19 protein-coding genes are annotated in these 24,171 nt (G+C 72.9%); 14 read left to right on the plus strand and 5 right to left on the minus strand.

The window, feature by feature from the left end; genetic code table 11:
- Positions 1 to 6 precede the first annotated feature (6 nt).
- A complete protein-coding gene (locus tag LCN96_RS03625) occupies positions 7 to 1,305 on the minus strand; it encodes an MFS transporter (RefSeq protein ID WP_225271168.1) in 1,299 nt (432 codons plus the stop codon).
- A 176-nt stretch (positions 1,306 to 1,481) separates the two neighbouring features.
- On the opposite strand from LCN96_RS03625, the gene LCN96_RS03630 reads away from it, so the two are divergent.
- From LCN96_RS03630 to LCN96_RS03660, 7 genes are all read left to right on the plus strand, one after another.
- Positions 1,482 to 2,774, plus strand: coding sequence for an alpha/beta fold hydrolase (locus tag LCN96_RS03630; protein ID WP_225271169.1), 1,293 nt, complete (start codon positions 1,482 to 1,484; stop codon positions 2,772 to 2,774).
- A complete protein-coding gene (locus LCN96_RS03635; RefSeq protein WP_225271170.1) occupies positions 2,771 to 4,231 on the plus strand; it encodes an aldehyde dehydrogenase family protein in 1,461 nt (486 codons plus the stop codon). Before LCN96_RS03630 ends, LCN96_RS03635 begins: the two co-directional genes overlap by 4 nt.
- A 13-nt stretch (positions 4,232 to 4,244) precedes the next feature.
- On the plus strand, positions 4,245 to 5,141 hold the full coding sequence (locus LCN96_RS03640; RefSeq protein WP_225271171.1) for an NAD(P)-dependent oxidoreductase: 897 nt from the start codon (positions 4,245 to 4,247) through the stop codon (positions 5,139 to 5,141).
- Positions 5,138 to 6,616, plus strand: coding sequence for an FAD-dependent tricarballylate dehydrogenase TcuA (tcuA, locus tag LCN96_RS03645; protein ID WP_225271172.1), 1,479 nt, complete (start codon positions 5,138 to 5,140; stop codon positions 6,614 to 6,616). Before LCN96_RS03640 ends, tcuA begins: the two co-directional genes overlap by 4 nt.
- Positions 6,609 to 7,385: an N-acyl homoserine lactonase family protein gene (locus LCN96_RS03650; RefSeq protein ID WP_225271173.1), complete on the plus strand. Its 777-nt coding sequence runs from the start codon at positions 6,609 to 6,611 to the stop codon at positions 7,383 to 7,385. The genes tcuA and LCN96_RS03650 overlap by 8 nt, the downstream gene beginning before the upstream one ends.
- 42 nt (positions 7,386 to 7,427) lie before the next feature.
- Positions 7,428 to 8,375 carry a DNA polymerase domain-containing protein gene (locus LCN96_RS03655; protein ID WP_225271174.1) on the plus strand — a complete coding sequence of 316 codons (948 nt, stop codon included), beginning with the start codon at positions 7,428 to 7,430 and terminating at the stop codon, positions 8,373 to 8,375.
- A gap of 118 nt (positions 8,376 to 8,493) precedes the next feature.
- Entirely contained in the window at positions 8,494 to 9,996 is a 1,503-nt protein-coding gene (locus LCN96_RS03660) for a M28 family peptidase (RefSeq protein ID WP_225271175.1), read from the plus strand.
- 48 nt (positions 9,997 to 10,044) lie between these two features.
- Here LCN96_RS03660 and LCN96_RS03665 read toward each other — a convergent pair whose 3' ends face one another.
- From LCN96_RS03665 to LCN96_RS03680, 4 genes are all read right to left on the minus strand, one after another.
- Positions 10,045 to 11,421 carry a M28 family metallopeptidase gene (locus LCN96_RS03665; RefSeq protein ID WP_225271176.1) on the minus strand — a complete coding sequence of 459 codons (1,377 nt, stop codon included), beginning with the start codon at positions 11,419 to 11,421 and terminating at the stop codon, positions 10,045 to 10,047.
- A gap of 63 nt (positions 11,422 to 11,484) precedes the next feature.
- On the minus strand, positions 11,485 to 12,975 hold the full coding sequence (locus LCN96_RS03670) for a M28 family peptidase (protein WP_225271177.1): 1,491 nt from the start codon (positions 12,973 to 12,975) through the stop codon (positions 11,485 to 11,487).
- A gap of 206 nt (positions 12,976 to 13,181) precedes the next feature.
- On the minus strand, positions 13,182 to 13,790 hold the full coding sequence (locus LCN96_RS03675) for a hypothetical protein (protein ID WP_225271178.1): 609 nt from the start codon (positions 13,788 to 13,790) through the stop codon (positions 13,182 to 13,184).
- A 58-nt stretch (positions 13,791 to 13,848) separates the two neighbouring features.
- Entirely contained in the window at positions 13,849 to 15,717 is a 1,869-nt protein-coding gene (locus tag LCN96_RS03680) for a LamG-like jellyroll fold domain-containing protein (protein WP_225271179.1), read from the minus strand.
- 150 nt (positions 15,718 to 15,867) lie between these two features.
- Between LCN96_RS03680 and LCN96_RS03685 the strand changes: the two genes are divergently transcribed.
- From LCN96_RS03685 to LCN96_RS03715, 7 genes are all read left to right on the plus strand, one after another.
- Positions 15,868 to 16,284 (plus strand): hypothetical protein, encoded by a 417-nt coding sequence (locus tag LCN96_RS03685; RefSeq protein WP_225271180.1) that lies wholly within the window; start codon positions 15,868 to 15,870, stop codon positions 16,282 to 16,284.
- Between the two features lie 190 nt (positions 16,285 to 16,474).
- The gene (locus LCN96_RS03690; RefSeq protein ID WP_225271181.1) at positions 16,475 to 17,737 is read left to right on the plus strand and encodes a serine/threonine-protein kinase; all 1,263 of its coding nucleotides are present in this window, start codon (positions 16,475 to 16,477) and stop codon (positions 17,735 to 17,737) included.
- Positions 17,730 to 18,023, plus strand: a complete 294-nt coding sequence (locus LCN96_RS03695) for a hypothetical protein (protein WP_225271182.1) — start codon at positions 17,730 to 17,732, stop codon at positions 18,021 to 18,023. The genes LCN96_RS03690 and LCN96_RS03695 overlap by 8 nt, the downstream gene beginning before the upstream one ends.
- A complete protein-coding gene (locus LCN96_RS03700; protein ID WP_225271183.1) occupies positions 18,023 to 18,757 on the plus strand; it encodes a hypothetical protein in 735 nt (244 codons plus the stop codon). The genes LCN96_RS03695 and LCN96_RS03700 overlap by 1 nt, the downstream gene beginning before the upstream one ends.
- Positions 18,750 to 19,346, plus strand: a complete 597-nt coding sequence (locus LCN96_RS03705) for a hypothetical protein (protein WP_225271184.1) — start codon at positions 18,750 to 18,752, stop codon at positions 19,344 to 19,346. Before LCN96_RS03700 ends, LCN96_RS03705 begins: the two co-directional genes overlap by 8 nt.
- A gap of 6 nt (positions 19,347 to 19,352) precedes the next feature.
- Positions 19,353 to 19,655: a WXG100 family type VII secretion target gene (locus LCN96_RS03710; RefSeq protein ID WP_148433426.1), complete on the plus strand. Its 303-nt coding sequence runs from the start codon at positions 19,353 to 19,355 to the stop codon at positions 19,653 to 19,655.
- Between the two features lie 4 nt (positions 19,656 to 19,659).
- The gene (locus LCN96_RS03715; RefSeq protein WP_225271185.1) at positions 19,660 to 24,165 is read left to right on the plus strand and encodes a DUF6531 domain-containing protein; all 4,506 of its coding nucleotides are present in this window, start codon (positions 19,660 to 19,662) and stop codon (positions 24,163 to 24,165) included.
- Positions 24,166 to 24,171 lie beyond the last annotated feature (6 nt).

The following is a 24,171-nucleotide window of genomic DNA, read 5'->3' on the forward strand; positions in this document are numbered from 1 at the left end:
AGGCGCTCAGACCTCGACGGTGCGGGCCTCCTGCGTGGTGGTGGCCCGGGTGGCCAGGTACGTGGCGACGATGGTGATCAGCCCGGCCACGATCATGTAGGGCGGGATGCCGAGGATGGCGCTGCCGGCCGCCGCCTGCAGCGAGGTCAGGATCATGGGGGCGAAGCCGCCGCCGAGCATGCCGCCGATCTGGTAGCCGAGCGAGGCGCCGCTGTAGCGGACCCGGGCGCTGAACATGTCGGCGAACAGCGCGGCGAGCGGCCCGTACATGGCGGGGTGGATGACCGACAGGCCGAGGATCGTGGCGACGGCCAGCACCAGCGGCGAGCCCGTGTCGATGAGCAGGAAGAACGGGTAGGCGTACAGGACGTAGGCGATGGTCCCCGCCAGGAACACCTTGCGGCGGCCGATCCGGTCCGACAGTGCCGCGAACGCCGGGATCGTGATCACCTCCAGCGCGGCGGCGATGGAGACGATGAGCAGCACCGTGCCGCGCTCGATCTTCAGCTCGGTGGTCGCGTACGTGAGGATGTAGGTGCCGAACAGGTAGAACTGCAGGAACGGCGCGATGCAGGCGCCGAAGGCCAGCAGCAGGTTCCTCGGGTGGCGCCGGATGGCCTCGACGACCGGCAGCCGCGCCTGCCCGCCCGACTGCTTGACCTTCTCGAAGTCGGGGGTCTCCGCCAGCCGCAGCCGGATCACCAGGCCGACCAGCAGCAGCACCACGCTGCACAGGAACGGCACCCGCCAGCCCCAGCTCGCGAAGTCGTCCTTGGGCAGCAGCGAGACCAGGGCGAACGCGGCCGAGGCCAGCACCAGCCCGGCGGGGGCGCCGGACTGCGGCCAGCTCCCGTGGTAGCCGCGGCGGTCCTTGGGCGAGTGCTCGACCGCCATGAGCACGGCCCCGCCCCACTCGCCGCCGACCGCGAAGCCCTGCAGCAGGCGCAGCACGACCAGCAGGATGGGCGCGAGCACGCCGAGGGAGTCGTAGGTGGGCAGCAGCCCGATCAGGAACGTGGCCGCGCCCATGATGAACAGGCTCAGGACCAGCATCGACTTGCGGCCGAGCCGGTCGCCGAAGTGGCCGAAGACGATGCCGCCCAGCGGGCGGACCACGAAGCCGGCGCCGAAGACGGCGAAGGCGGCCAGGGTGCCGGCGATGTCGGAGAACGTCGGGAAGAAGAGCTCGTTGAAGATCAACGCGGCGGCCGTGCCGTAGATGAAGAAGTCGTACCACTCGATCGTGGTGCCGATGAAGCTGGCGAGCACGACCTGCCTGATCGGCTGCTGGTTGTCGGGGGTCACAGGTGCTGCCTCTCTGCCTTGCACCCGGTCGCACGATGGGGTGCCGGAGCGTGTGAGGAGCGAGTGTATGCAACGGTATCCCGATATTGTCAATGGTTGACCGCCGCAGTTGACATGGACCCCGATAAGTGGATATCTCCGTATTCAACGGTATACATAGCTCTAGGAGGTGACCCGTGAGGCTGGCGGAGCGGGCCGACGACTGGCACGCGGCCTGCGCGGCCGACGCCGCACTGGCGGCGCTGGGCTGCCCCGGAGAGGTCGGGTTCGGCATCAGGGCGGGCGAGGAGGTGGTGACCTTCGCCTTCCACGACGGAAGGCCGGTCGGCGCCGCCCGGCGGACCGACTTCGAGGTGGTCGCCGAACCCGAGGCGTGGCGGGAGTTCTTCTCGGCCGAGCCCCGGCCGCCGCACCACCACCTCTTCGGGATGCTCATGCGCGTCCCCGGCACCGCCGTCACGGGGGACGAGGTGTGCTTCGCCCAGCACGCCCACCTGGTGCGGCGGGTGCTGGAGATCGGTCGCGCGGTGATCGCGGGCCCGCCGCTCGCGGCGCGGGAAACGGGCGGCGCGGCGCTCCCAGGCCCGGCGCCCTCGGCGTCACGCGAGACGGCGCGCCCGGATCACATCGAGGGGCGCTATCTGCGAGCCGAGGTGGGCCGGGAGCCCGTGCGGCTGTTCTACGAGCACGCCGGCACCGGCAGGGACGTGCTCTTCCTGCACACCGCCGGCGCGGACAGCCGCCAGTTCCACCACCTCATGAACGACCCCGGGCTGGCCGACCGCTACCACCTGGTCGCCTTCGACCTGCCCTGGCACGGCCGCTCCACCGGCCCGCCCGGCGAGCCGCCAGGCGCGTACGCACTGGACACGGACCGCTACGTCGCCACGATCATGGCCGTGATCGAGGGCCTGGACCTCGACGCCCCGATCGTCGTCGGCTGCTCGATGGGCGGCGAGATCTGCCTGGAGCTGGCCCTGCGCCACCCCGACAGGCTCGGCGGCGTCGTGGCCTGCGAGGCCGCCGACCACGTGCCGGGACGGCAGGTCCGCTGGGCCCGCGACCCGAGGGTGAACCAGACGCTGTTCGTACCGGAGTGGGTGGAAGGCCTGATGGCGCCGCAGAGCCCGCCCGAGCACCGGCGCGAGGTGTGGTGGGGCTACTCCCAGGGCGGGTTCGGCACGTTCGCCGGGGACATCCTGTTCTACAGCGGCGACTGGGACGCCCGCGACCGGGTCGGCCGCATCGACACGGCGCGCTGCCCGGTGGTGATGCTGACCGGCGAGTACGACTACTCGTGCACCCCGGAGATGTCCCGGGCGACGGCCGGGCGCATCCCCGGCGCGCTCTACCGGACGATGCCCCGGCTCGGCCATTTCCCGATGGCCGAGAACCCGGAGGAGTTCGCCGGGCACCTGCTGTGGGCGCTGGACGAGATCGACGGCAAGGCGAGAGGGACGGCCGGATGAGATATCGCATGCTGATCGGCGGCGAGCGGGTGGACGCCGATGGCGACCGCAGGCTCCCCGCGGTCAACCCGTACACGGGCGCGCAGTTCGCCACGGTGCCGGACGCCACCGCCGCCGACGTGGCCGCGGCCGTCACGGCGGCGAGCGAGGCCTTCGAGCGCACCTGGGCGGCGACACCGGGGGTGGCGCGGGCGCGGCTGATGCACCGGCTGGCCGACCTGATCGAGGAGCGCGCCGACGAGCTGGGCCGGCTGGAGAGCACCGACAACGGCAAGCTGCTCAAGGAGACCGCCGGGCAGGCCAGGTTCGCCGCGCGCAACTACCGCTTCTTCGCCGGGTACGCGGACAAGCTGTACGGCCGCACGATCCCGCTGGACAACCCGGACACCCTCGACTACACGCTGCGCGAGCCCGTGGGCGTGGCCGCGCTCGTCACGGCGTGGAACTCCCCGATGCAGCTCCTGGCCAACAAGCTCGCCCCGGCGCTGGCCACCGGCAACTGCGTGGTGATCAAGCCGTCGGAGCACGCCTCCGCCACCACGCTGGAGCTGGCCGACCTGGTGGAGCGCGCCGGCTTCCCGCCCGGGGTGATCAACATCGTGACCGGCGGCGCCGAGGCGGGCACCGCCCTGGTCGGCGACCCGCGCCTGGGCCGCATCAGCTTCACCGGCAGCGTCGCCACCGGCCAGGCCATCGCCGCGGCGGCGGCCCGCACGCTCGTCCCCGTCACCCTGGAGCTGGGCGGCAAGTCGCCCAACCTCGTCTTCGCCGACGCCGACCTGGACGCGGCGATCGCGGGCGCGATGGCCGGCATCTTCGCCGCCGGCGGCCAGACCTGCATCGCGGGCAGCCGCCTGCTCGTCGAGCGGCCCGTCTACCAGCAGGTGGTGGACGAGCTGGCGCGGCGCGCGGACGCCATCAGGCTGGGCGACCCGCTGCTGCCGGACACCCAGATGGGCCCGGTCGCCAACGCGCCGCAGCACGAGCGCATCCAGCGCATGATCGCGGCCGGGGCCGAGGCGGGCGCCCGCCGGGTCACCGCCGAGCGGGAGCTGCCGGAGCGGGGGCTGTTCGTGCCGCCCACCGTCTTCGCCGACGTGCACAACGGCATGCCGATCGCCAGGGAGGAGATCTTCGGCCCCGTGCTGAGCGTCATCCCGTTTGGCGACGAGGAGGAGGCCGTCGCGATCGCCAACGACAGCGACTTCGGCCTGGCCTCCGGCATCTGGACCACCAGCCTGACCCGCGCCCACCGCGTCGCCGAGCGCCTGGTCGCGGGCACCGTCTGGGTCAACACCTACCGGGCCAGCGCGGCGCAGGCCCCGTTCGGCGGCACCCGGATGTCCGGGTACGGCCGCGAGCGCGGCGAGGAGGCGATGGAGGAGTACCTCCGGACCAAGAACGTCATGATCGACCTGTCCGGCCGCGCCGCCGACCCGTTCGCCATGCGGACCTGAAAGGAACAGCGAGATGGCATCACCAGTGGGGCTGTGCGGCCTCGGCAACATGGGGTCCGCGATCGCGCGGCGGCTCTCCCAGACCTGCCCCGTGCTCGCCTACGACCTCGACCCCGCCCGTACCGAAGCCGCCGGCGAGCTGGACGGCGTGACGGGGGTTACCGACGTGGCCGCCCTGGCGGAGGCGGAGACGGTCGTGCTCTCACTGCCGACCCCGGCGGCCTCGGCGCAGGCCGCCGCCGTGATCGCGCCCGGCATGCGGCCGGGCTCGCTGATCGTCGAGACCAGCACGGTCAACCCGGCGGACATGCACCGGCTGCGCGAGCTGTGCGCGCCGCACGGCGTCCGGGTGCTCGACGCCGCCATCCTGTCCGGGGTGGCGCAGATGGCGGCGGGCACGTCCACGCTGCTCATCGGCGGGGACGAGGAGGATCTCGCGCGCGCCCGCCCGGTGCTCGACGCGCTCGCGCCCCGGCAGCTCGTGCTCGGCGGGATCGGCGCGGGCATGGCCGCCAAGGTCATCAACAACGCCGTGGCGCACGCCGTCATGGTCGTGCTGGCCGAGGCCGGCGCGATGGCGGCGGCCACCGGCGTGTCGCAGCGGCGGCTCGCCGAGCTGCTCGCCGACCCGGAGGCCGGGCTCACCCGCCCGCTCACCCACCGCTTCCTGGAGCGCGTCCTGCCCGGCGACTACGAGGGCGGCATGCCGACCTCCGCCGCCCGCAAGGACTCCACGCTGGCGCTGGCGCTGGCCCAGGACGCCGGCATCCCGCTGTTCGCCATCCAGGCCAGCCACAGCGTGTACGAGCTCGCCGTCGGCGGCGGCCTCGGCCGGCAGGACTACGCCTCGATCGCCACCCTGTGGGAGCAGTGGACCGGCCGTCCCATCTCGGAGAAGGAGTCAGCATGACCTCGTACGACGTGATCGTGGCCGGCGGCGGCAACGCCGGCTTCTCCGCCGCGCACGCGGCCCGCGAGCGCGGCGCCCGCGTGCTGCTCCTGGAGAAGGGCACGGCCGGCGAGGCCGGCGGCAACTCCTACTACACGGCGGGTGCCTTCCGCTTCCCCTTCTCCGGGCTGGCGGAGCTGCGGCCGCTGATCGAGGAGGACCCCAGGCACGCCGTGACCGACGTGCCGCCCTACACGGCCGCGGACTTCCTGGCCGACATGAAGCGGGTCACCGACGGCCGCTGCGACCCCGTGCTCACCGACCTGCTGGTGGGCGACGCGGCCGACGCGGTCAGGTGGCTGGCCGGCAAGGGCATCAGGTGGCGGCTGATGTACGAGCGGCAGGCGTACGAGTCGGACGGGCAGTGGCGCTTCTTCGGCGGCCTGGTCGTCGGCACGGTCGGCGGCGGCAAGGGGCTGATCGCCGGGCACACCGAGGCGGCGCTCGCGTCGGGCGTGGAGGTCCGGTACGGCGCGGCGGTCACGGGGCTGCTGCGCGACGGGCAGCGGGTGACGGGCGTGGAGTACCGCGACGCGTCCGGAGTCGCGCACCAGGTCAGCGCGCCCGCGGTGGTGCTGGCGGCGGGCGGCTTCGAGGCCGACCCGGAGCGGCGGGCCAGGCACCTGGGCCCGGAGTGGCGGCGGGCCAAGACCCGGGGCAACCCGCTGAACACCGGCGAGGTGCTCGACCTGGCGCTGGCGGCGGGCGCGCAGCCGTACGGCGACTGGGCCTCCTGCCACAGCACCGCCTGGGACGCCGGCGCTTCCGACGGCGGCGGCGACCGCACGCTGACCAACCAGCTCACCCGCCAGAGCTATCCGGTCGGCGTCGTCGTCAACCGCGAGGGCCGCCGCTTCGTGGACGAGGGCGCCGACTACCGCAACTACACCTACGCCAAGTACGGCAGGGAGATCCTGCGCCAGCCCGGCGGCATCGCCTTCCAGCTCTTCGACGCCAAGACCAGGCCGCTGCTGCGCACGGAGGAGTACGACTCCCACCCGATCACCGCCGCGCGGGCGGACACGCTGGCGGAGCTGGCCGCCGAGCTGGGCATCGACCCGGCGGGGCTGGAGGAGACGGTGGCGCGCTTCAACGCCTCGATCGACGACGGCGTGCCGTTCGACCCGTCGGTCAAGGACGGCCGGGCGGCGGCCGTGCAGCCGCCCAAGTCGAACTGGGCGCTCGCGCTCGACGCCCCGCCCTACTACGGCTACGCGGTGACCTGCGGCATCACGTTCACCTTCGGCGGCGTGCGGGTGGACCAGGACGCCCGCGTGCTCGACGCCGCCGGGGTGCCGATCCCCGGCCTGTACGCGGCGGGCGAGCTGGTCGGCGGCCTGTTCTCGGGCAACTACCCGGGCGGCTCCGGCCTCACCTCCGGCACCGTCTTCGGCCGCCGCGCGGGCAGCCACGCCGCCGGGCTGCGCGATGTTTGAGCTGTACGCCCTCCGCTACGCGCATCGAGACGCCTCGGTGCGCGGCGAGCACTTCTACGGCCACGACCCGGGCGCCCTGGACCCCTTCCCGATCGACTACTACGTCTGGGTGGCCGTCGGGGAGGCCGGGGTGGTGCTGGTGGACGCGGGCTTCACCAGGCAGACCGCCGAGCGCCGCGGCGACCGCCACTACCTGCGCTCGCCCGTGGACACCCTGGCCGCCCTGGGCGTGGCGCCCGCCCAGGTCGGCCACGTCGTGCTCACCCACCTGCACTACGACCACACGGGCCACCTGCGCGACCTCCCCGCCGCCCGGATCGTGCTGCAGCGGGCGGAGCTGGCGTTCTGGACGGGCCCGCACGCCCACCGCGGCGCGTACCCGCACCTGGCAGAGCCCGACGACCTGGCCTACCTGGTGCGGGAGAACCTCACCGGCCGCGTGCGGCAGCTCGACGGCGACCACGAGCTGCTGCCGGGGCTGAGCGTGCACCACGTCGGCGGGCACACGCCGGGCATGCAGGTCGTCCGCGTGCGCACCGCCCGGGGGGACGCGGTCGTCGCCTCGGACGCCAGCCACTTCTACGCCAACATCGAGGCCGACCGCCCGTACGGCATCGTCGACCACCTGCCGGCCATGTACGACGCCTTCGACCGGGTCCGGGCGCTGGCCGGCTCGCCGGAGCTGATCGTGGCCGGGCACGACCCGCTGGTGCTGGAGCGCTTCCCGGCCGTGCCAGGGCTGGAGGGCTACGCGGTCCGGATCGGCTAGCGGTTGTTGACCATACGTTCGAACCTCGGCATCGTAGACCGGGTGGCCGCTGATGAGACGCGTGACGGGGTCGAGCTGACCAACCTGGACCAGCCGCTGTTCGACGGCGCCGACGCGACCAAGCGCGATCTGGTCGACTACCTCGACGCCGTCAGCGACCGCATCGTCCCCGTGCTGCGCGACCGGCCGCTCTCGGTCGTCCGCGTGCGTCCGGGGCAGGCGCCGTTCATGCAGAAGAACCTGCCCAAGTACGCCCCCGCCTGGGTGCGGTCGGTGTCGATGTGGGCGGAGGCGTCGCGCAGGCAGGTGACGTACGCGCTGTGCGACGACAGGCGGACGCTGCTGTGGTTCGCCAACCAGCGGGCGGTGGAGTACCACCCGGCGCTGTTCGCCGGTGAGCACGCCACGCACCTGGTCCTCGACCTCGACCCGCCCGAGCACGACGACTCCTTCTCACTGGCCGTGCGCGGCGCGCTGCTGGTCCGGCAGGCGCTGGAGGACATGGGCCTGGCGGGCGCGGTGAAGACGAGCGGCGCCAAGGGGGTGCACGTGTTCGTGCCCGTGGTGGCGGGCACGGCCATGGACGACCTCGCGGCGGCCACCCGGGCGCTGGCGGCGCGGGCCGAGCGGCTGGACCCCGCGCTGGCGACCACGGCGTTCATCAAGGAGGACCGCGCGGGCAAGGTGTTCCTCGACTCCACCCGGGCGGGCGGGGCCACGGTGGTGGCCGCCTACAGCCCGCGCATCCGGCCGGGGGTGCCCGTCTCCTTCCCGCTGGCATGGTCGGAGCTGGACCGGGTCTCGCCGCGCGACTTCACCCTGCGCACCGCGCCCGGGCTGCTGAAGGACGGCGACCCGTGGGCCGAGCACATGCCGGCGCCGCAGCGGCTGCCCGCCGACCTCGTCGAGGAGGGGCACACGATCCCGATCGCCCGCGTGCAGGCGATGCACGAGGGCAAGCGGCGGGCCCGCGCCCGCCGCGCGGAGTAATGTTCGGAAATTGCCACATTAGTGGGTCTTCACGCTACATCTTCGGCGGGTTACGGTCGGGCAGCGGCCGATCGGGGGGAAGGGCCGCGTTCCCGTTAGCTCATGGGGGGACACCCGCATGCGAAGAATCGCCATCGTCCTGCTCACCGTACTCGCCTTACCCCTGGCCATGACCACGCCCGTCACCGCGGGCGGGCTCGACGACGCCTTCGCCAAGGTGCTCGTCAAGAAGGTGAAGGGCGTCAACGTCAAGAAACACCTGGACGCGTTCCAGGCCATCGCCGACGCCAACGGCGGCAACCGGGCCGCGGGCACGCCCGGCTACGACGCCTCCGTCGCCTACGTCGAGAGCAAGCTGCGCAGAGCCGGTTACCGGGTCACGCGGCAGCCGATCAACTACGTGGAGAGCTGGAGCGAGAACAGCCCGCCCACGCTCGCCATCACCGCACCCACCCCGAAGTCGTACGTGCCCGGCACCGACTTCGTCACCTTCCAGCCCTCCCCGGCCGGTGACGTGACCGCGCAGGTCCAGGGCGTGGACCTGACGCTGCCGCCGACCCCGGCCCCCAGCTCGACCAGCGGCTGCGAGGCCGCCGACTTCGCCGGCTTCGTCCCCGGCCGGATCGCGCTCATCCAGCGCGGCACCTGCCCCTTCGTCAACAAGGTGATGAACGCGGCCGAGGCCGGCGCCTCCGGGCTCATCGTCTTCAACGAGGGCCAGCCGGGCCGCACGGACCCGTTCCCGCTGGACATCGGCGAGTGGCGGGGCGGGATCCCCATGGTCTTCGCCGGCTTCGCCGTGGGCAACGAGCTGGCCGCCACCCCCGGCGTCACCGTGCGCCTCAAGGTGGACGCCAACCTCGTGCTCGGCACCAACGACAACGTGATCGCCGAGAGCCCCTTCGGTGACCCGCGCAACGTCGTCATGGTCGGCGCCCACCTCGACAGCGTGACCGAGGGGCCCGGCATCAACGACAACGGCTCGGGCAGCGCGGCCCTCCTGGAGATCGCCGAGGAGATGGCCTACGTCCCGGTCAAGAACAAGGTGCGCTTCGCGTTCTGGGCGGCCGAGGAGATCGGTCTGCTCGGGTCGGACCAGTACGTCGACGCCCTGTCGGAGGCGCAGCTCGACCGGATCAGGGTGTACCTGAACTTCGACATGATCGCCTCGCCGAACTACGCGTACAAACTGTACGACGGTGACGACTCCGACGGCGTCGGCTCGCCTGCCGGCCCGCCCGGCTCGGCCCAGATCGAGCAGCAGCTCGCGGCGTTCTTCGGGTCCCGCTCGCTGCCGACCGTGGGCACCGACTTCGACGGCCGCTCCGACTACGGGCCGTTCATCGCCGTCGGCATCCCGTCCGGTGGCATCTTCACCGGCGCGGAGGGCATCAAGACGCCCGAGGAGGCGGCGCTGTTCGGCGGCACGGCGGGAGTGGCCTACGACGTCTGCTACCACCAGGCGTGCGACACGATCGCCAACGTCAACGACACGGCGCTCGACGTGGACTCCGACGCGATCGCCGACTCGGTGGCGCGGTTCGCCTACAACCTGCGGGCGATCCCGCCCAGGACGGCGCCGCAGGCGGCCGCCGCCCTGATGGCGGAATCCACGAGCTGACCCGCGGCGGCGGGGCGGGCGGGCACGACACCCGCCCGCCCCGCCGTGTCAGCTCGCCGGGGTGGGATGGCTGACCGGGCTGCGGTGCCCCTGCTCGTCCACCGCCCGCACGCCGAACTGGAAGTTGTCCTTCGACAACCCCTCGACCCTGTACGAGGTCACGTTCCCCACGAAGCGCGAGTGCGTCCACAACGGCTCGGTCGTCGCCCGCCAGACCACCTCGTACCCCGCGACGTCGGGCTCGGGGCCGGCCTCCCACCGCAGGTCCGTGTCGTTGGTGAGCCGGCTCGTCACGATCGCCGCCCGGCCGGGGGAGCGCGGCGCGCGGGCCAGCGCCGCCAGCGCGGCCAGGTTCACCTGCGCCACCCGGGCCACGTAGTCGGGCTCGACGAAGCGCAGCAGGTCGCCGTACTGCACGCCGTCCTCCACCCGCACGTCCTGGTGCTGGTGCAGGTAGTTCTCGTGTACCTCGGTGAAGCGCACCGCCGCGTACCCCTGCTGGAGGAACGGGATCTGGTCCCCGCCCCGCAGGTACCGGTCCCTGCGGTAGTACAGGCGCGCGTCGAACCACGGCACGTACTGCTCGGCCGTCTCGTGGACGAACCGGGCGAGCTGCCGCGACACCCCGTCGTTCTCGCCCCCGATCGACTGGCGGACGGCGGCCTGGGCCGGGGTCTCCGAGGTGGGCACCCCCTCGGAGAACACCCGCACGGCCCCGGGCTCGCGCCCGTTCTCGCCGTCGGCGCTGCCCACGATGTCGTTGGTGAACATGCCCTGGATGTCGGTGTTGCTCTGCTTGGCCTGCTGGGCGTAGTACGCCGACCCGTACAGGCCCTGCTCCTCGCCCGCCACCGCCATGAACACCACGGTCGCGTCGAACGTGCGGGTGGCCATGACCCGGGCGGCCTCGATGGCGACCGCCACCCCCGAGGCGTCGTCGTTCGCGCCGGGCGCGTCGCAGGTGGCGTTCATGACGTCGGAGCAGCGGGAGTCGTAGTGGCCGCTGACCACGTACGTACGGCCGGCGGCGGCGTCCTGGGTGCCGCGCAGCGTGGCGACCACGTTCGTGATCATCGTCGGCGCGGGGATGCGCGGCGAGACCGGCTGGACGAACGACTGTTTCTGCACCGTCATGCGCCCGCCGGAGGTGGCGGCGATCCTGGTGAACTCGTCGTAGATCCAGTCGCGGGCGGCGCCGATGCCGCGCACGGGATCGTCCTGGCTGGACAGCGTGTGCCGGGTGCCGAACGAGGCCAGCTTGGCGATGATCCGGCCCAGGTTGCGCGCGTCCACCTGCCGGACCATCTTCTCGATCTCCCGATCGCGCGGCGCGCCCGCCTCGGCGGCGGGGGTCAGCACGCCGGCGAGCAGGACGGCGGCGAGGAAGGGCAGGGCAGATCTGCGGATGAGAGGGGACAGTGCCATGGCATGGCTCCACGAGAGATGGCGGGCCGGCCCTGGGAGGTCCGGCCCGCGATGATGAGGGAGCTATCGGGTGATCCTGACGTCGTCCACGCCGGCCTCGACCAGGGAGGCCCCTGAGGCGTCGGCGGCGTCCACGAGGATGCGGACGGTCTGGCCCGCGAAGGCGTTCAGGCTGGCCGTGGCGGTGGCCCAGGCGCCGTTGCGGTTGGTGGCCGCGCCCGCCTGGTTGAAGACCGTCGCGGTGGTGCTGCCGACCACGCGCACCCGCAGGTAGTCGGCGCTGGAGGCGTTCGAGCCGTGCGCCAGATACCACGAGAACGACAGGTTCAGCGCGCCCGTCGCGGGCAGCGTGATCGGCGGCGACTGGATCGAGGTGGTGCCGCCGTCGATGTCGTACGCGCCTGCCGAGGAGCCCGCCAGACGGCCGGTGACCAGGTCGTTGGTGCCGCTGGCCGTGGTGCCGAGCTGCTTGGCGCCGCTGGAGGTGGTGGCCTCGGGGTCACCGCGCTCCCACTGCCCGAGGGTGGCGGTGTCGGTGGCGGACGGGTTCACCGTCCAGCCCGTGGCCGTCTCGAACGTGTCCTGCCAGACGGTGACCGGCGGGACGGCGGTGGCGGTCGTCCAGACCGCGTACGCGATGGCGTCGGCGTTCCTGTCCAGCGCGGTGTCGTTGATGTTGGCGGTCGTGTCGCAGGCGCGGTGGTAGCAGACGTCGAACGCCTGCCCGGAGGTGCCGCCCCAGAGCGTGGCCTGGGCCGCGGTCTTGATGCCCTCCGCGCCGGTGAACGTGCCGCCCGCCGGGATGCCCACGGCGATGAACGGCCCGTAGTCGGAGCGTCCGTCGAAGTCGGTGCCCCGGGTGGGCACGCCGATGGAGGTGAAGTAGTCCTGGATCGTGCGCTCCAGCTGCGCCGAGCCGGTCGGCCCCGGCCCCGACCCCGTGCCGTCGGAGTTGTCGCCGTCGTAGACGAAGTATCCGGCGTTCGGGGAGCCGACCATGTCGAAGTTCAGGTAGCCCTTGATGCGTGCCCGCTCGGCGGCCGGCAGGTTGCTGACGTAGAACTGCGACCCGCGCAGCCCCAGCTCCTCCGCGCCCCACCAGGCGAAGCGCAGGTGCTTGACCGGCTGCAGCGCCTGGCGCGACACTTCCAGCGCCGTCTCCAGGATGGCCGCGCTGCCCGAGCCGTTGTCGTTGATGCCCGGCCCGGCGGTCACGCTGTCGAGGTGCGCGCCGACCATGAGGATGTCGTTCGGGTCGCCGCCCGGCCAGTCGGCGATGACGTTGTAGCCGGTGGCGCCGTTGTAGGTGAACGTCTGCAGGGTGGTGGTGTAGCCGGCGGCGTCGAGCCGGCCCCTGACGTAGTTGGCCGAGGCGAGGTAACCGGGCCGGCCGTGGGCCCGGGTGCCGCCGTTGGCGGTGGCGATGGACTGGAACTGTGTCAGGTGTGCCTTGACGTTGGCCAGCGGGATGTCCGGCGGCGCGGCGGCCAGGGCGGGGGTGGGGGCAGGGGTGAGAGTGAGGGTGACGATCGCCGCGACGATGAGTGATCTCATGCCGGTTGTCCAGGTGCGACGGCTGGATAAGAGCATGGCGGCGCCTCCATCCGAGGTCGAGGGTGGAAGATCCCGAGATGGTGCTTCTCTGGAACGTAACGCCACAAAAGGGCTTCGCCTAGGGCCGGGGGACGACCACCTCGGCCCCCCGCCGTCCCGGCCGGGGCGCCGCTAGGAGTGCGTCGGCTCCTCGGCCCGCAGCGCCGCTAGGAGTGCGTCGGCTCCTCGGCCCGCAGCGCCGCCGCCACGATCTCGGGGGAGTCGGCGAAGAACCGGATCGACCTCACCTCGGCCCGGCGCCCGAGCGGCCGCACGACGGTGACGGGACGGGCCAGCTCCACCGTCACGTTCGTCTGCGACGACACCGCCACGGTCAGCCGGTCGTCCTTCACCGTGACCATGCCGCCCTCGTCGTAGACCCGGCGCGTCCGTACGGCGGTGATCAGCTCACGGGGCACCCGCAGCTCGAAGTAGATCCCGTACCGGACCCGCAACTCCTCCCGGGTGACCACGTGCGGCCGGGTGGCGCACCCGGCCGCCATCACGGCCACGAACAGCAGCCCGTACAGGTCCGCGACCAGCACCCCGTACCGCAGCCACGCGGGCACGTCGAGCGCGACCAGCAGCAGGTCGATCACCACGGTCTCGACCGCCATCGCGAAGCCGAACAATAGCAGTACGAACGCCTGCTCCTTGGCGTACGGCACGACGGTCGCGCCCCGCGGCACCCCCTGATTGCGGCGAAGAGCCCACAGCCCGATGGCGGTCAGGCCCTTGAGCTCGAACCCCACAACGCGCAGCGCGACCCGGATCATCCGTTCCTCCCCTTTGAGCGACCTCGCTCCCATGAGACACGTTGACGTCGCGTCAAGGTCAAGCGGCAGGCGGGGCGTTCATGATGCTCCTGATCTGCTGCGGCGTCAGGGCTTGGTCGTAGGTGCGCACCTCGTCGACGACCATCCCGCCGAGGTGCTCCATCGAGCTGCCGATCCGCAGTTCGGAGGGGCCGTGGAAGTCCCGTTCGAAGTGGGTCCACCCGGCGGGCTCCCCGTTGACGTACAGGCGGCAGTACGTGCCGTCGAAGGTGCCGGCCAGATGGGTCCAGACGCCGACCGGGATCGGCTCGCGACCGGCCGGACGGTTGGCGTCGTTGCCGTCCACATGCGCGCTCGGCAGGCCGAACCAGCCTCCGGCCGACAGCCGGAGAGCGCTGTCGGAGCCGTGGGCGTAATGGTGGAGGAAGCCGTAGTCGGTGCCATCGGTCGCGCGCTTGACCCAGGCGGAGATCGTCACCGCGCCCCTGGCCTGGAACGACGGCGCCTTCACCACGCCGTCGTAGTGGAAGCGCAGCGCCCTGCCGTGCTTTCCTTCGACCCAGGTGCCGTTGCGCAGAACGCCGTCGTGGTGCTTGCCTGAGGAGTCGTGTACGGCCGTGCCGGATCCCTCGTCGAGGCCGTACCAGCCGGACAGGGCCTGCTGCAGGTCCGGAGGAGCGGAGATGGCGGCCGTCACGGAGGGTGAGGGCTCGCTGAGCTGGGACGCGGTGTCCACGGCGACCGATCGGTAGTAGTACGTGCCGGCCGCGTCGACGTGGTCGAGGTGGGTGGAGCGCTCGGCGGGAGAGGCGACGAGGGTCTGCGCCGTGGGCGTGAAGTCCGGCGTGGTGGAGCGGTGCAGCTGGATCCCCGTCACGCCGCGCTCGTCCGCGGCCGTGCCCACGTGCACCCTGGCCCAGCCGTTGAACGGCTCCACCTGGAGCACCGGCGCGGTCGGCGGGCATTCGGGCTTGTCGGCGACGGCCGGGATCACGTCGGAGGGGTGACGCGTGCCCGACGAGTCGAGTGCCACGACGCGGTAGTGGTAGGCGCCCGCTTCGACGCAGCCCTCCGGGTAGGTGAGCGCGTTCACCGTGGCGACCCTGGTCTGGTCCGACGGTACGGCGAGCGTATGGGGATCGAAGCGGTGGATCTCGTACCCGGTGATGCCGCCGCTGTCCACGGGGGCCTCCCACGACAGCCGGACCGCCCGCGAGCTGACGTCGGCCGCGAGGCCGCGGGGCGCCTTCGGGTCGGGCGCGACCGCCGTGACCACGTCCCGTTCGAGCTCCTCGACCGTCAGCGCCCGCCGGTACAGCCGCACTTCGTCGACCGCGCCGTCAGGACAGGGCGCATCCCCGCCGCCGATCACGAGAGGCCCGTCGCCGAGGTCTCCGCTCGCCGGTACGGACATGATCTCGAGCCCGTACCCGTGGACCCGGATCGTCGTCCCGTCGTAGACCAGGGCGAGGTGGATCCACTCGTCCGGGAGCATCCCGAGCGACTCGCCGTGGACGACGCCGCCGGCCCGCACCTGCCAGCTGTCGGCGCCCAGACGGAAGGACGGCTCCTGTCCGTGGCGCACCCTGGAGACGAACGTGCACGACTCGCCCTCCGGCCCGATCCTGACCCAGGCCGTCAGCGTCATGGCCGACGGGGTGCGCAGCCCCGGCGCGTCCGGAACGACGACCGTCCGGTCCAGCCCGGGCTCCCGGTCGAAGGCGAGCGCGTTGCCGAACAGGCCCGGGACCCACCGCGGGTCACGAACGGTCCCGTCGTGGCCGTTGCCGGACAGGTCGCGGACCTCGCCTTCCATCGCGTAGGCGGCCACCAGGCCGTCATCCGCCGCACGAGCCGCGGCCGGCGCGATCACCGGCGTGCCGGCCATCATGATCAGGCCCACGAGGGCACGGACTAAGCCACGCATGTTCGCCTCCAGGTGTCACGGGAGCATCTCCCCAGCCGGCCCAGCGTGCCTGGTCGCCCGTATAAAGGGCGGTATACGGCGCCTGTATACGGGGGCCCGCCCGCCGGAAACCGGTTGATGGGCCACGGCGCGGGGTGCGAGCATCCCCGGGTGGACGCGGAACTGGAGCAGATCGAGGCGAACGTGGCCCTGGCCATCGACCGGCTCGGGCCCCTGAGCGACGTGGACTTCGGCCTCAACGCGGAGTCCGTCGCCTGGGTCGAGGGCTTCATCGAGCGGCAGCGCTCCCGCCCCGGCTTCGACCCCGAGCAGATCGACGGCCTGGTGGGCGTGCTCGGCTCGTTCCTCGGCGCGTGCGTCGCCGCCGCCGCGGGCGGCTCCTGGCACTGCTCGGACGAGGCCGGCTGGGGCGTGCTGCTGCCCGACGGCAGCACGGCCTTCCCGTTCGTGAAGGTCCGCAAGCAGTTCAGGGACGGCCTGGAGGGCGGCGAGTCGATCGTCAGCTTCTACCGCGTCGCCGTCGACTTCATCGCCACCGGACAACTGCGGGACCGGGAGCAGGACTAGGGACGCGCTTCCATACCGATGTCGGCAGCCGGGAAGATTTCTCGCGAACTCGGTTGAACCCATCCCCGCCCCACCGCGTACAACCTGTCGGACAACAGCACGCACCACCACCGAAAAACGCCACTTGACCTGCGCGAAGGCGGAATCTCGGGCGTGCTCGCCGCGCTGACCGGCTGCCACGGGGATGGCGATGGAATTTCAGGGATGGAGCGACGGCCTGGCCCTGCGGCCGCGCGATTACCTGGGAAAGGGCCAGACGCTGGCCGCCGCCGTCAGGGCGGCGGGCCCCCTCAGGGACGAGGCGCTTCACCTGTTCGCGCTCGGCAGCGCCACCACCATGGCCAGGCTGCACCTGGGCGGGATCGCGGGGCTGCGGCTCAGCCCCGGCAACGTCATGATCGGGCCGCGCGGCCAGGTGGTGTTCGCGCCGGGGCCGCGCGACAGCGTGTTCCCCGCCCACGACGTCGCGGACTGGGCCGGCGTGGTCGTGTTCGCCGCGACGGGCCGCGAGCCCGACCAGGGGGCCGACCTCGACAGGCTGCTCCCCGCGCTGCGCGCGGTGATCGAGGAGTGCCGCCGCTCCGACGCCGCCTCCCGCCCCTCGGCCGTCGATCTGGTACGCATCCTGCTCGGCCAGGGGGCACACGGCGCCACGGTGCACGAGCTGCTACTGGAGGCGGAGCGGCGCACCAGGCCCGAGGAGCCGGCGCCGTACGCGGAGCACGTCGTGCCCACGCCGTTCTGGCGCAAGCCGGCGTACCTGACCGGCGTCGCCATCGGCATCGCACTCGTCGCGGGGGCGGCGGGCGCGGTGCTCATGATCTCCGACCGGGGGAGCGCGGCGGAGCGGAGCGCGAGCGACGTGGTCGGCGCGGTCGGCCGGCGCACGGCCACGTTCCGCCAGGTGTTCGCGGAGACGTCCTCCGGCCGGGCGGTGGCCGAGGGCAGGCTGAGCTTCGACCCCGGCGCGCCGGCCACCTCGTACGAGATGAAAGTCGCCTGCGGGAACGATCCACAGCGCACCTCCGTGTCGCTCGTCGGGAGCAGAGGGGTGGCCGGCGGCGTGGTGTTCGACGCCGATCACCCGCCGGTGGAGTCGTGCGTGCAGCGGACGGCGGGCACCGTCAGGGAGCTCAGCTCGCCGCGCACGCTCAAGGGCCTGATCGACGCGGCCGGATCGGGTGTGACCAGCGCGCCCGCCGCCGGGAACGGCCGCACCTACACGGGCTCCGCCCCGGCGCACCGGGTCAGGGGCGAGGAGGGCCGCACCACCTACGCGGGCCTGCCGGCCGAGGGGCCGGTGCGGTTCACGCTGCAGGTGGACGGCCGGGGCCTGCCCGTACGGCTGCTGCTGCGCCTGGAGAGCCGGGGCGGCGTGTCCCAGACCGTCGAGACCGTCTATCGGGACTGGCGCCCGTTCGAAGCCATCAAGGGGGAGACGAGCAATGGCTGAGGAATTCACCGCGAACCGCCAGGAGGCCGCGAACGTCTCGCGGGACCTCAAGGCCATCCGCGCGGCACTGGACGGCGGGAACATCGGCGCGCTCGACGCGCAGACCGGCTCGGAGAAGGTGGACGACGCCGTACGGAGGTTCTTCGAGGAGTCCTCCGACAACCGGGAACGCATGAACCAGCTCCTGGAGCGCGCGGCGGGCCTGCTGGACGCCCTGGTCGAGGGCACCGGCACGCTCGACGGCTCGCTGGCGGACTCGCTCACGACCACCCCGGGCGGGTCGTGATGAAGGCGCTCGGCCTCGGCGTGCTCACCGGCGTGCTGGCCGCGACCGTCGCGGCGTCGCTGGTGTTCGCGCTGACGGACCGGCCCCCGGCGCCGGCGGGCGCGCGGGCCGTGTTCGCCGAGGAGCCGTCCGGACAGGCGGCGGCGCCCGGCCGCGGCGAGGAGCCCACCGGTGAGGCGGCCGTGCCCGGCCGCGGCGGGGAGCCCACCGGTGAGGCGGCCGTGCCGAGCCGGAGCGAGGATCCCACTCCCGCCAAGGCGGACTTCGCCGGGCGGGTGGCGGGCGGCGGCGGGCTCGTCGCGCTGTCGGTCCGCGACGGCAAGGCCGTCGGCTACTTCTGCGACGGCCGCCGCGAGGTCTGGATGTCGGGCGAGGCCCGCGACAACCGCGCCACGCTGGTCGGCCCGGAGGACGGCAGGACCCTGATGACCGCCGACCTCGGCGAGGACGGCGCGAAGGGCAGCCTGGTCCTGGGCGAGGACGCCTTCCGCTTCACCGCCCCCGCCGTCGAGCGGCCCTCCGGCCTGTACCGGGCGACGGAGCAGGTGCGCGGCGCGTCGGTCGTCGGCGGCTGGATCGTCCTGCCGGACGGCCGCCAGGTCGGCGCCGTGCGCTTCGGCGGCGCCGGACGGCCCGCCCCCCGGCTCGTCCCGGGCCGCGAGGTCCAGGTCGACGACGTCACGCTCGAACCCGAGCCCGTGGACGCCTTCATCGAGGAGCTGACCAATGGCTGATCTACCCTTCGGATTCACCGTGCGGGTGCCCGACTCGTGGTACGAGTTCGACGTCTGGCGCGCCGGCCGTACCGGTGACCTGGCCAGGCTCGTGGACGCCCGGGTGGCGGCCACGCCGGAGCTGGCCCCGCACCGGTCGCTGCTGCTGAAGGTGCTGCGCGAGGTCGCCGACCTGGCGGCGCGGCACGGCGCGGTGTTCGGCGCCGCGATGACCGACCACGTGGAGGACGCCGGCACCGTCCTGGCCACGCTCATGGTCCTGCACACGCGGGGCCGCCCCGACCCGGAGGACAACACGGTCGAGGCGATCGCCTCGGGCGTCGTCACCCTGCCGCCCACGCCCGGCACACCCGCCTGGCGCGCCGTCGAGATCGTGGAGCTGGACGCGGGCCGCGCCGTCCGCGTGACCGGCGTGGAGAGCGGCGAGCTGGACTCGGTGGTCATGCAGACCCTCATCCCCGTGCCCGGCGGGCACGGCGTGCTGGACCTGGTGCTCACCAGCCCGCACCTCAGCCTGGCCGAGCCGATGCTCGACCTGTTCGACGCGATCAGCGCCACCCTGGCCTGGTCCGACCCCCGAGGAGAGTGAACCGTCATGGCAGGTGGGACCCATCACCTCAGCTTCCCGCAGGTGGAGAACAGCGCCACCCGGCTGAACAAGGAGAAGGAGGACATCGAGAGCCGGCTGACCCAGCTCAAGGCGATGATCGACCAGCTCGTGAGCAGCGACTTCGTCACCGAGCGGGCCTCCGGCAAGTTCCAGCAGGACTACGACCAGTGGAACAACGGCGCCAAGCAGGTCATGCAGGGCCTGGAGGGCATGAGCCAGTTCCTCAAGACGGCCATCGCCAAGCACCGCGAGCTGGACGCCTCGCTCAGCGGCGGCGCGGGAGCGTGAGGTCATGCCGGGCGGATGGGACGTACTGGGACTGGCCGGCGACCCCGCGCCGGGGGACCCCGGGCAGGTCAGAGGACTAGCCGACCGGCTGCTCAAGGAAGCGCGGCTGGCCGAGGACAACACGGCCAGGCTGAGCACCGTGTCGGGCAACAGCTCGGCGCTGCGGATGCGCGGCGACTACGCGGCCCCCTACAGCCAGGCGCTGGGCGAGCTGCCCGGGGAGCTGGCCAAGCTGGGCAAGGCGTACCGGGGCGCCGGTGAGGCGCTGCTGACGTACGCGGGCAGCCTGGAGCAGGCCAGGACGCAGGCCGGTGCGGCGCTGCGCCAGGGCCAGAGCGCGGCGGCCGCATCGCAGGGGGCGCTGCGCGAGGTCCAGGCGCAGCTCCCCGGCGGCGGCCCGATCCTCGACGTGCCAGAGGCGGAGTCCGCGCTGGCCAACGCCGACGCGGCGACGCGGGAGGCCACGTACGCGGCGATGCAGCGGGCCCGCCGGGCCGAGGAGGACCGCGCGCGGGCGCGCCGGATCGCCGAGGACGCGGCCAGGCTGCGCGGGGACGCGGAGACCAAGGCCACCCGGGAGATCGAGCGGGCGCTCGAAGGCAGCGGCATCAAGGACAAGTCGTGGCTGGAGCAGGCGTGGGAGACGATCTCCACGCCGTTCAGGTCCTGGGACGACTTCGTGTCCTTCGCCGGCACCGTGGGCGCGGTGGCCGGGCTGGCGGTGCTGGTCATCGGCACCGGCGGGCTGGCCGGGGTGATCCTGGCCGGCGTGGCGGTGGCGGCCGGCGCGGTGGTGCTCGGCGACGCGCTGAACAAGTACCGGCAGGGCAAGGGCTCGCTGGGCCAGGTCGGCCTGGCCGCGCTGGGCGTGCTGCCGGTCGGCAAGGGGATCGCCGTGCTGGGCCGCGGCGCCAAGGCCGTCCTGGGCCTGAACGGCGCGGCGGGAGCCGTACGCGCCGGCGGCGGCACGGTGCTCGGCACCGGCGCCCTGGCCATGCGTGGCGGCGGGAACGCGCTGGGGTCCCCGGCGCTGCGTACGGCGATCCAGAGCGGCGGCGCCCGCCAGGGCACGGCCGCGACCGGCTCGTGGCAGCGTGGCCGCCAGTTCTTCAGCCAGGACCCGGTGCACTTCCCGACCGGCACCGTGCTGCTCCCGCAGACGGACGTCGAGCTGCCGGGCGTGCTGCCGCTGCGCCTGGAACGTACCCATCTGTCCACTTACCGCACCGGCCGGTGCTTCGGCCGCTCCTGGGCCTCGACGCTGGACCAGCGGCTGGAGGCCGACGCCGACGGGCTCTGCCTGGCCACGGAGCACGGTGCCCTGCTCACGTTCCCCTACCCGGAGCAGGACCGCCCGGCGTACCCGGACGACGGCCCCCGCCTGGCCCTGTACGAGACCGACGGCGGCTACGCCGTCACCGACCCCCTCACCGGCCGCACCGTGCACTTCGCAGAGACCACCGAGGCCGGCGTGCTGCCCATCGCGGCCGTCACCGACCGCAACGGCAACCGCGTCGAGGTGCGCTACACCGACGGCCTGCCGTCCGAGATCGTGCACTCCGGCGGCTACCACCTGGACATCGAGACGTCCCAGGGCCGCGTCGTGGAGATCCGCCTGCGCGGCGCCGGCCAGCGGCTGCTCTCCTACGCCTACGACGAGGCCGGCGACCTGACCGAGGTGACGAACTCCTCCGGCCTGCCGCTGCGCTTCACCTACGACGAGGAGGGCCGGCTGACCCGCTGGCAGGACCGCATCGGCACCTGGTACGCCTACACCTACGACCTGCGGGGGCGCTGCGTGTACGGCACGGGGTCGGCGGGCGTGTTCAACACCGAGCTGTCCTACGGCGACGGCGTCACCCGGGCTCACGACTCGCTCGGCCACCCCACCACGTACCACCACAACGACCTGCTCCAGGTCACCGCCGAGACCGACCCGCTCGGCCACACCACCCGCTACCGCTGGGACGAGCACGACCGGCTGCTCGCCCGTACGGACGCGCTGGGCCGCACCACCCGCTACACCTACGACGAGGCGGGCGCCCCGCTGTCGGTCACCCGCCCGGACGGCGCCACCCGCCGCTGCACGCGCGACGCCCTGCACCTGCCCGTCACCGTCACCGACTTCGACGGCAGCACCACCACCCTGCGCCACGACGAGCGCGGCAACCTCCTGGCCACCGAGGACACCACCTGCACCTACGACGAGCGCGGCCACCTGACCACGATCACCGACGCGCTCGGCCACACCCACACCGTCGCCACGGACCCGGCGGGCCTGCCCGTGGCTATCACCGACCCCACCGGCGCCACCACCCGCTACGAGCGCGACGCCTTCGGCCGCGTCACCGCCGTCATCGACCCGCTGGGCGCCACCACCCGCCACACCTGGACGGTCGAGGGCCGGCCCGCCACCCGCACCACCCCCGGTGGCGCGGTCGAGCGCTGGGTGCACGACGCCGAGAACAACCTGGTCGAGCACGTGGACGCGCTGGGCGAGTCCACCCGCGTCGAGATCGGCCCCTTCGACGTGCCCACGGCCCGCACCACCCCGGACGGCGCCCGCCTGGAGTTCACCTACGACACCGAGTCGCGCCTCACCAAGGTGACCAACCCGCAGGGCCTGACCTGGCACTACTCCTACGACCCGGCGGGCAACCCGGTCGAGGAGATCGACTACGACCACCGCGTCCTGAGCTACCTGCACAACCCCGTGGGCAACCTCACCGAGCGCGTCAACGGCGCGGGTGAGTCCACCAGCTTCGTCTACGACGTCCTCGACCGGCTCATCGGCCGGCGCGCGGGCGACCGGCTGACCACGTTCGACTACGACGCGCTGGGCCGCCTCGTGCACGCCGCGAACCCGGACGCCGACCTCACCATCGTCCGCGACGCACACGGCCGCGTCGTCCGCGAGACCTGCAACGGCCGCACGCTCACCTCCGCCTACGACGCCCTCGGCCGCAGGGTGCTGCGCCGCACGCCGTCCGGGGCGGAGACCGTCTGGACGTACGACGCCCGCGACCTCCCCCTCACCCTCGAAACCGCCGGCCAGACCCTCCGCTTCACCCACGACCAGGCGGGCCGCGAGACCTCCATGACCTTCGGCGCCGACCTCGCCCTCCTGCACGAGTGGGACGACGACGGCCGCCTCCACTCCCAGACCCTCACCAGGGGCCCGGCCGCCCGGATGGTCCAGCGCCGCACGTACGGCTACCGCAGGGACGGCGGCCTCACCGAGATCGACGACCTCCTGTCCGGCCGCCGCCGCTTCGACCTCGACCCGGCCGGCCGCGTCACCGCCGTCCACGCCACCGGCTGGTCGGAGACCTACCACTACAACAGCGCCGGCCAGATCACCGACGCCGCCTGGCCCGCTCCGGGCGACTCCCAGGGCCCGCGCGCCTACACCGGCACCATGCTCCGCCAGGCCGGCCGCACCCGCTACGAGTACGACCGCCAGGGCCGCACGATCCTGCGCCAGCGCAAGGGCCTGTCCGCCAAACCCCGCACCTGGCACTACACCTGGGACGCCGACGACCGCCTCACCACCGTCACCACCCCCGACGGCACCCGCTGGCGCTACCTCTACGACCCCCTGGGCCGCCGCATCGCCAAGGAACGCGCCGACGGCGCCCACCGCACCGACTTCACCTGGGACGGCTGCACCCTGGCCGAACAGTCCACCGACGACCGCACCACCTCCTGGGACTGGGCACCCGGCTCCTTCCGCCCCCTGACCCAGACCGAACGGTCGCAGGACTGGGTGGACGAGCGCTTCTACGCCATCGCCACGGACCTGCTGGGGACGCCGGCGGAGCTGGTGTCGGCGGAGGGCGAGGTCGCCTGGCGCACCCGCCGCACGTTGTGGGGGGCTTCGCCGGGGGCGGTCACGGCCGGGGTGGAGTGCCCGTTGCGGTTCCCTGGTCAGTACGAGGATGCCGAGTCGGGGCTGTACTACAACTTCCTGCGGCATTACGACCCGGAGGCCGGGGTTTATGTGGCTGCGGATCCGATCGGGTTGCGGGGTGGGTGGGATCCGCATGCGTACGTGCCGAATCCACAGGTGTGGATGGATCCGCTGGGGCTGTCGGCCTGTCCACGGGAGCTGCCGGCGGGCAAGCCGCCCAACATCATCCCGGACCGGATGCCGCGAGCGGAGATCCCGCAGGCCCAGGAGATCGTCGCCTTCCGCGGCGGAGAGTTCGTGGGGGCGCCGACCCGCAACTTCCCCGGCATCGACGGCTGGCTCGACGGGACGCCGGCCAGCCTCAAGGGTTACGCGGGCACGTCACCGATGGGCGTGCTCTCGCACGCGACCAAGGCCGAGACCCAGGCGCGCAACGCGGGATACTCGGGTGTGGAGCTGTTCGTCGACGCCAAGAACGTGCCGGCCCGCCAGCTGGTGGACTTCGGCGTCAACGGGCCGCTGGTGCAGATACCGCGCCAAGGAACCATCAGCAGCATCTACGTCAACACAGCCGACGGCTGGGTCGTCTTCCCGGGGTGATGCATG

It is taken from the genome of Nonomuraea gerenzanensis (assembly GCF_020215645.1).
GTDB lineage: Bacteria > Actinomycetota > Actinomycetes > Streptosporangiales > Streptosporangiaceae > Nonomuraea > Nonomuraea gerenzanensis.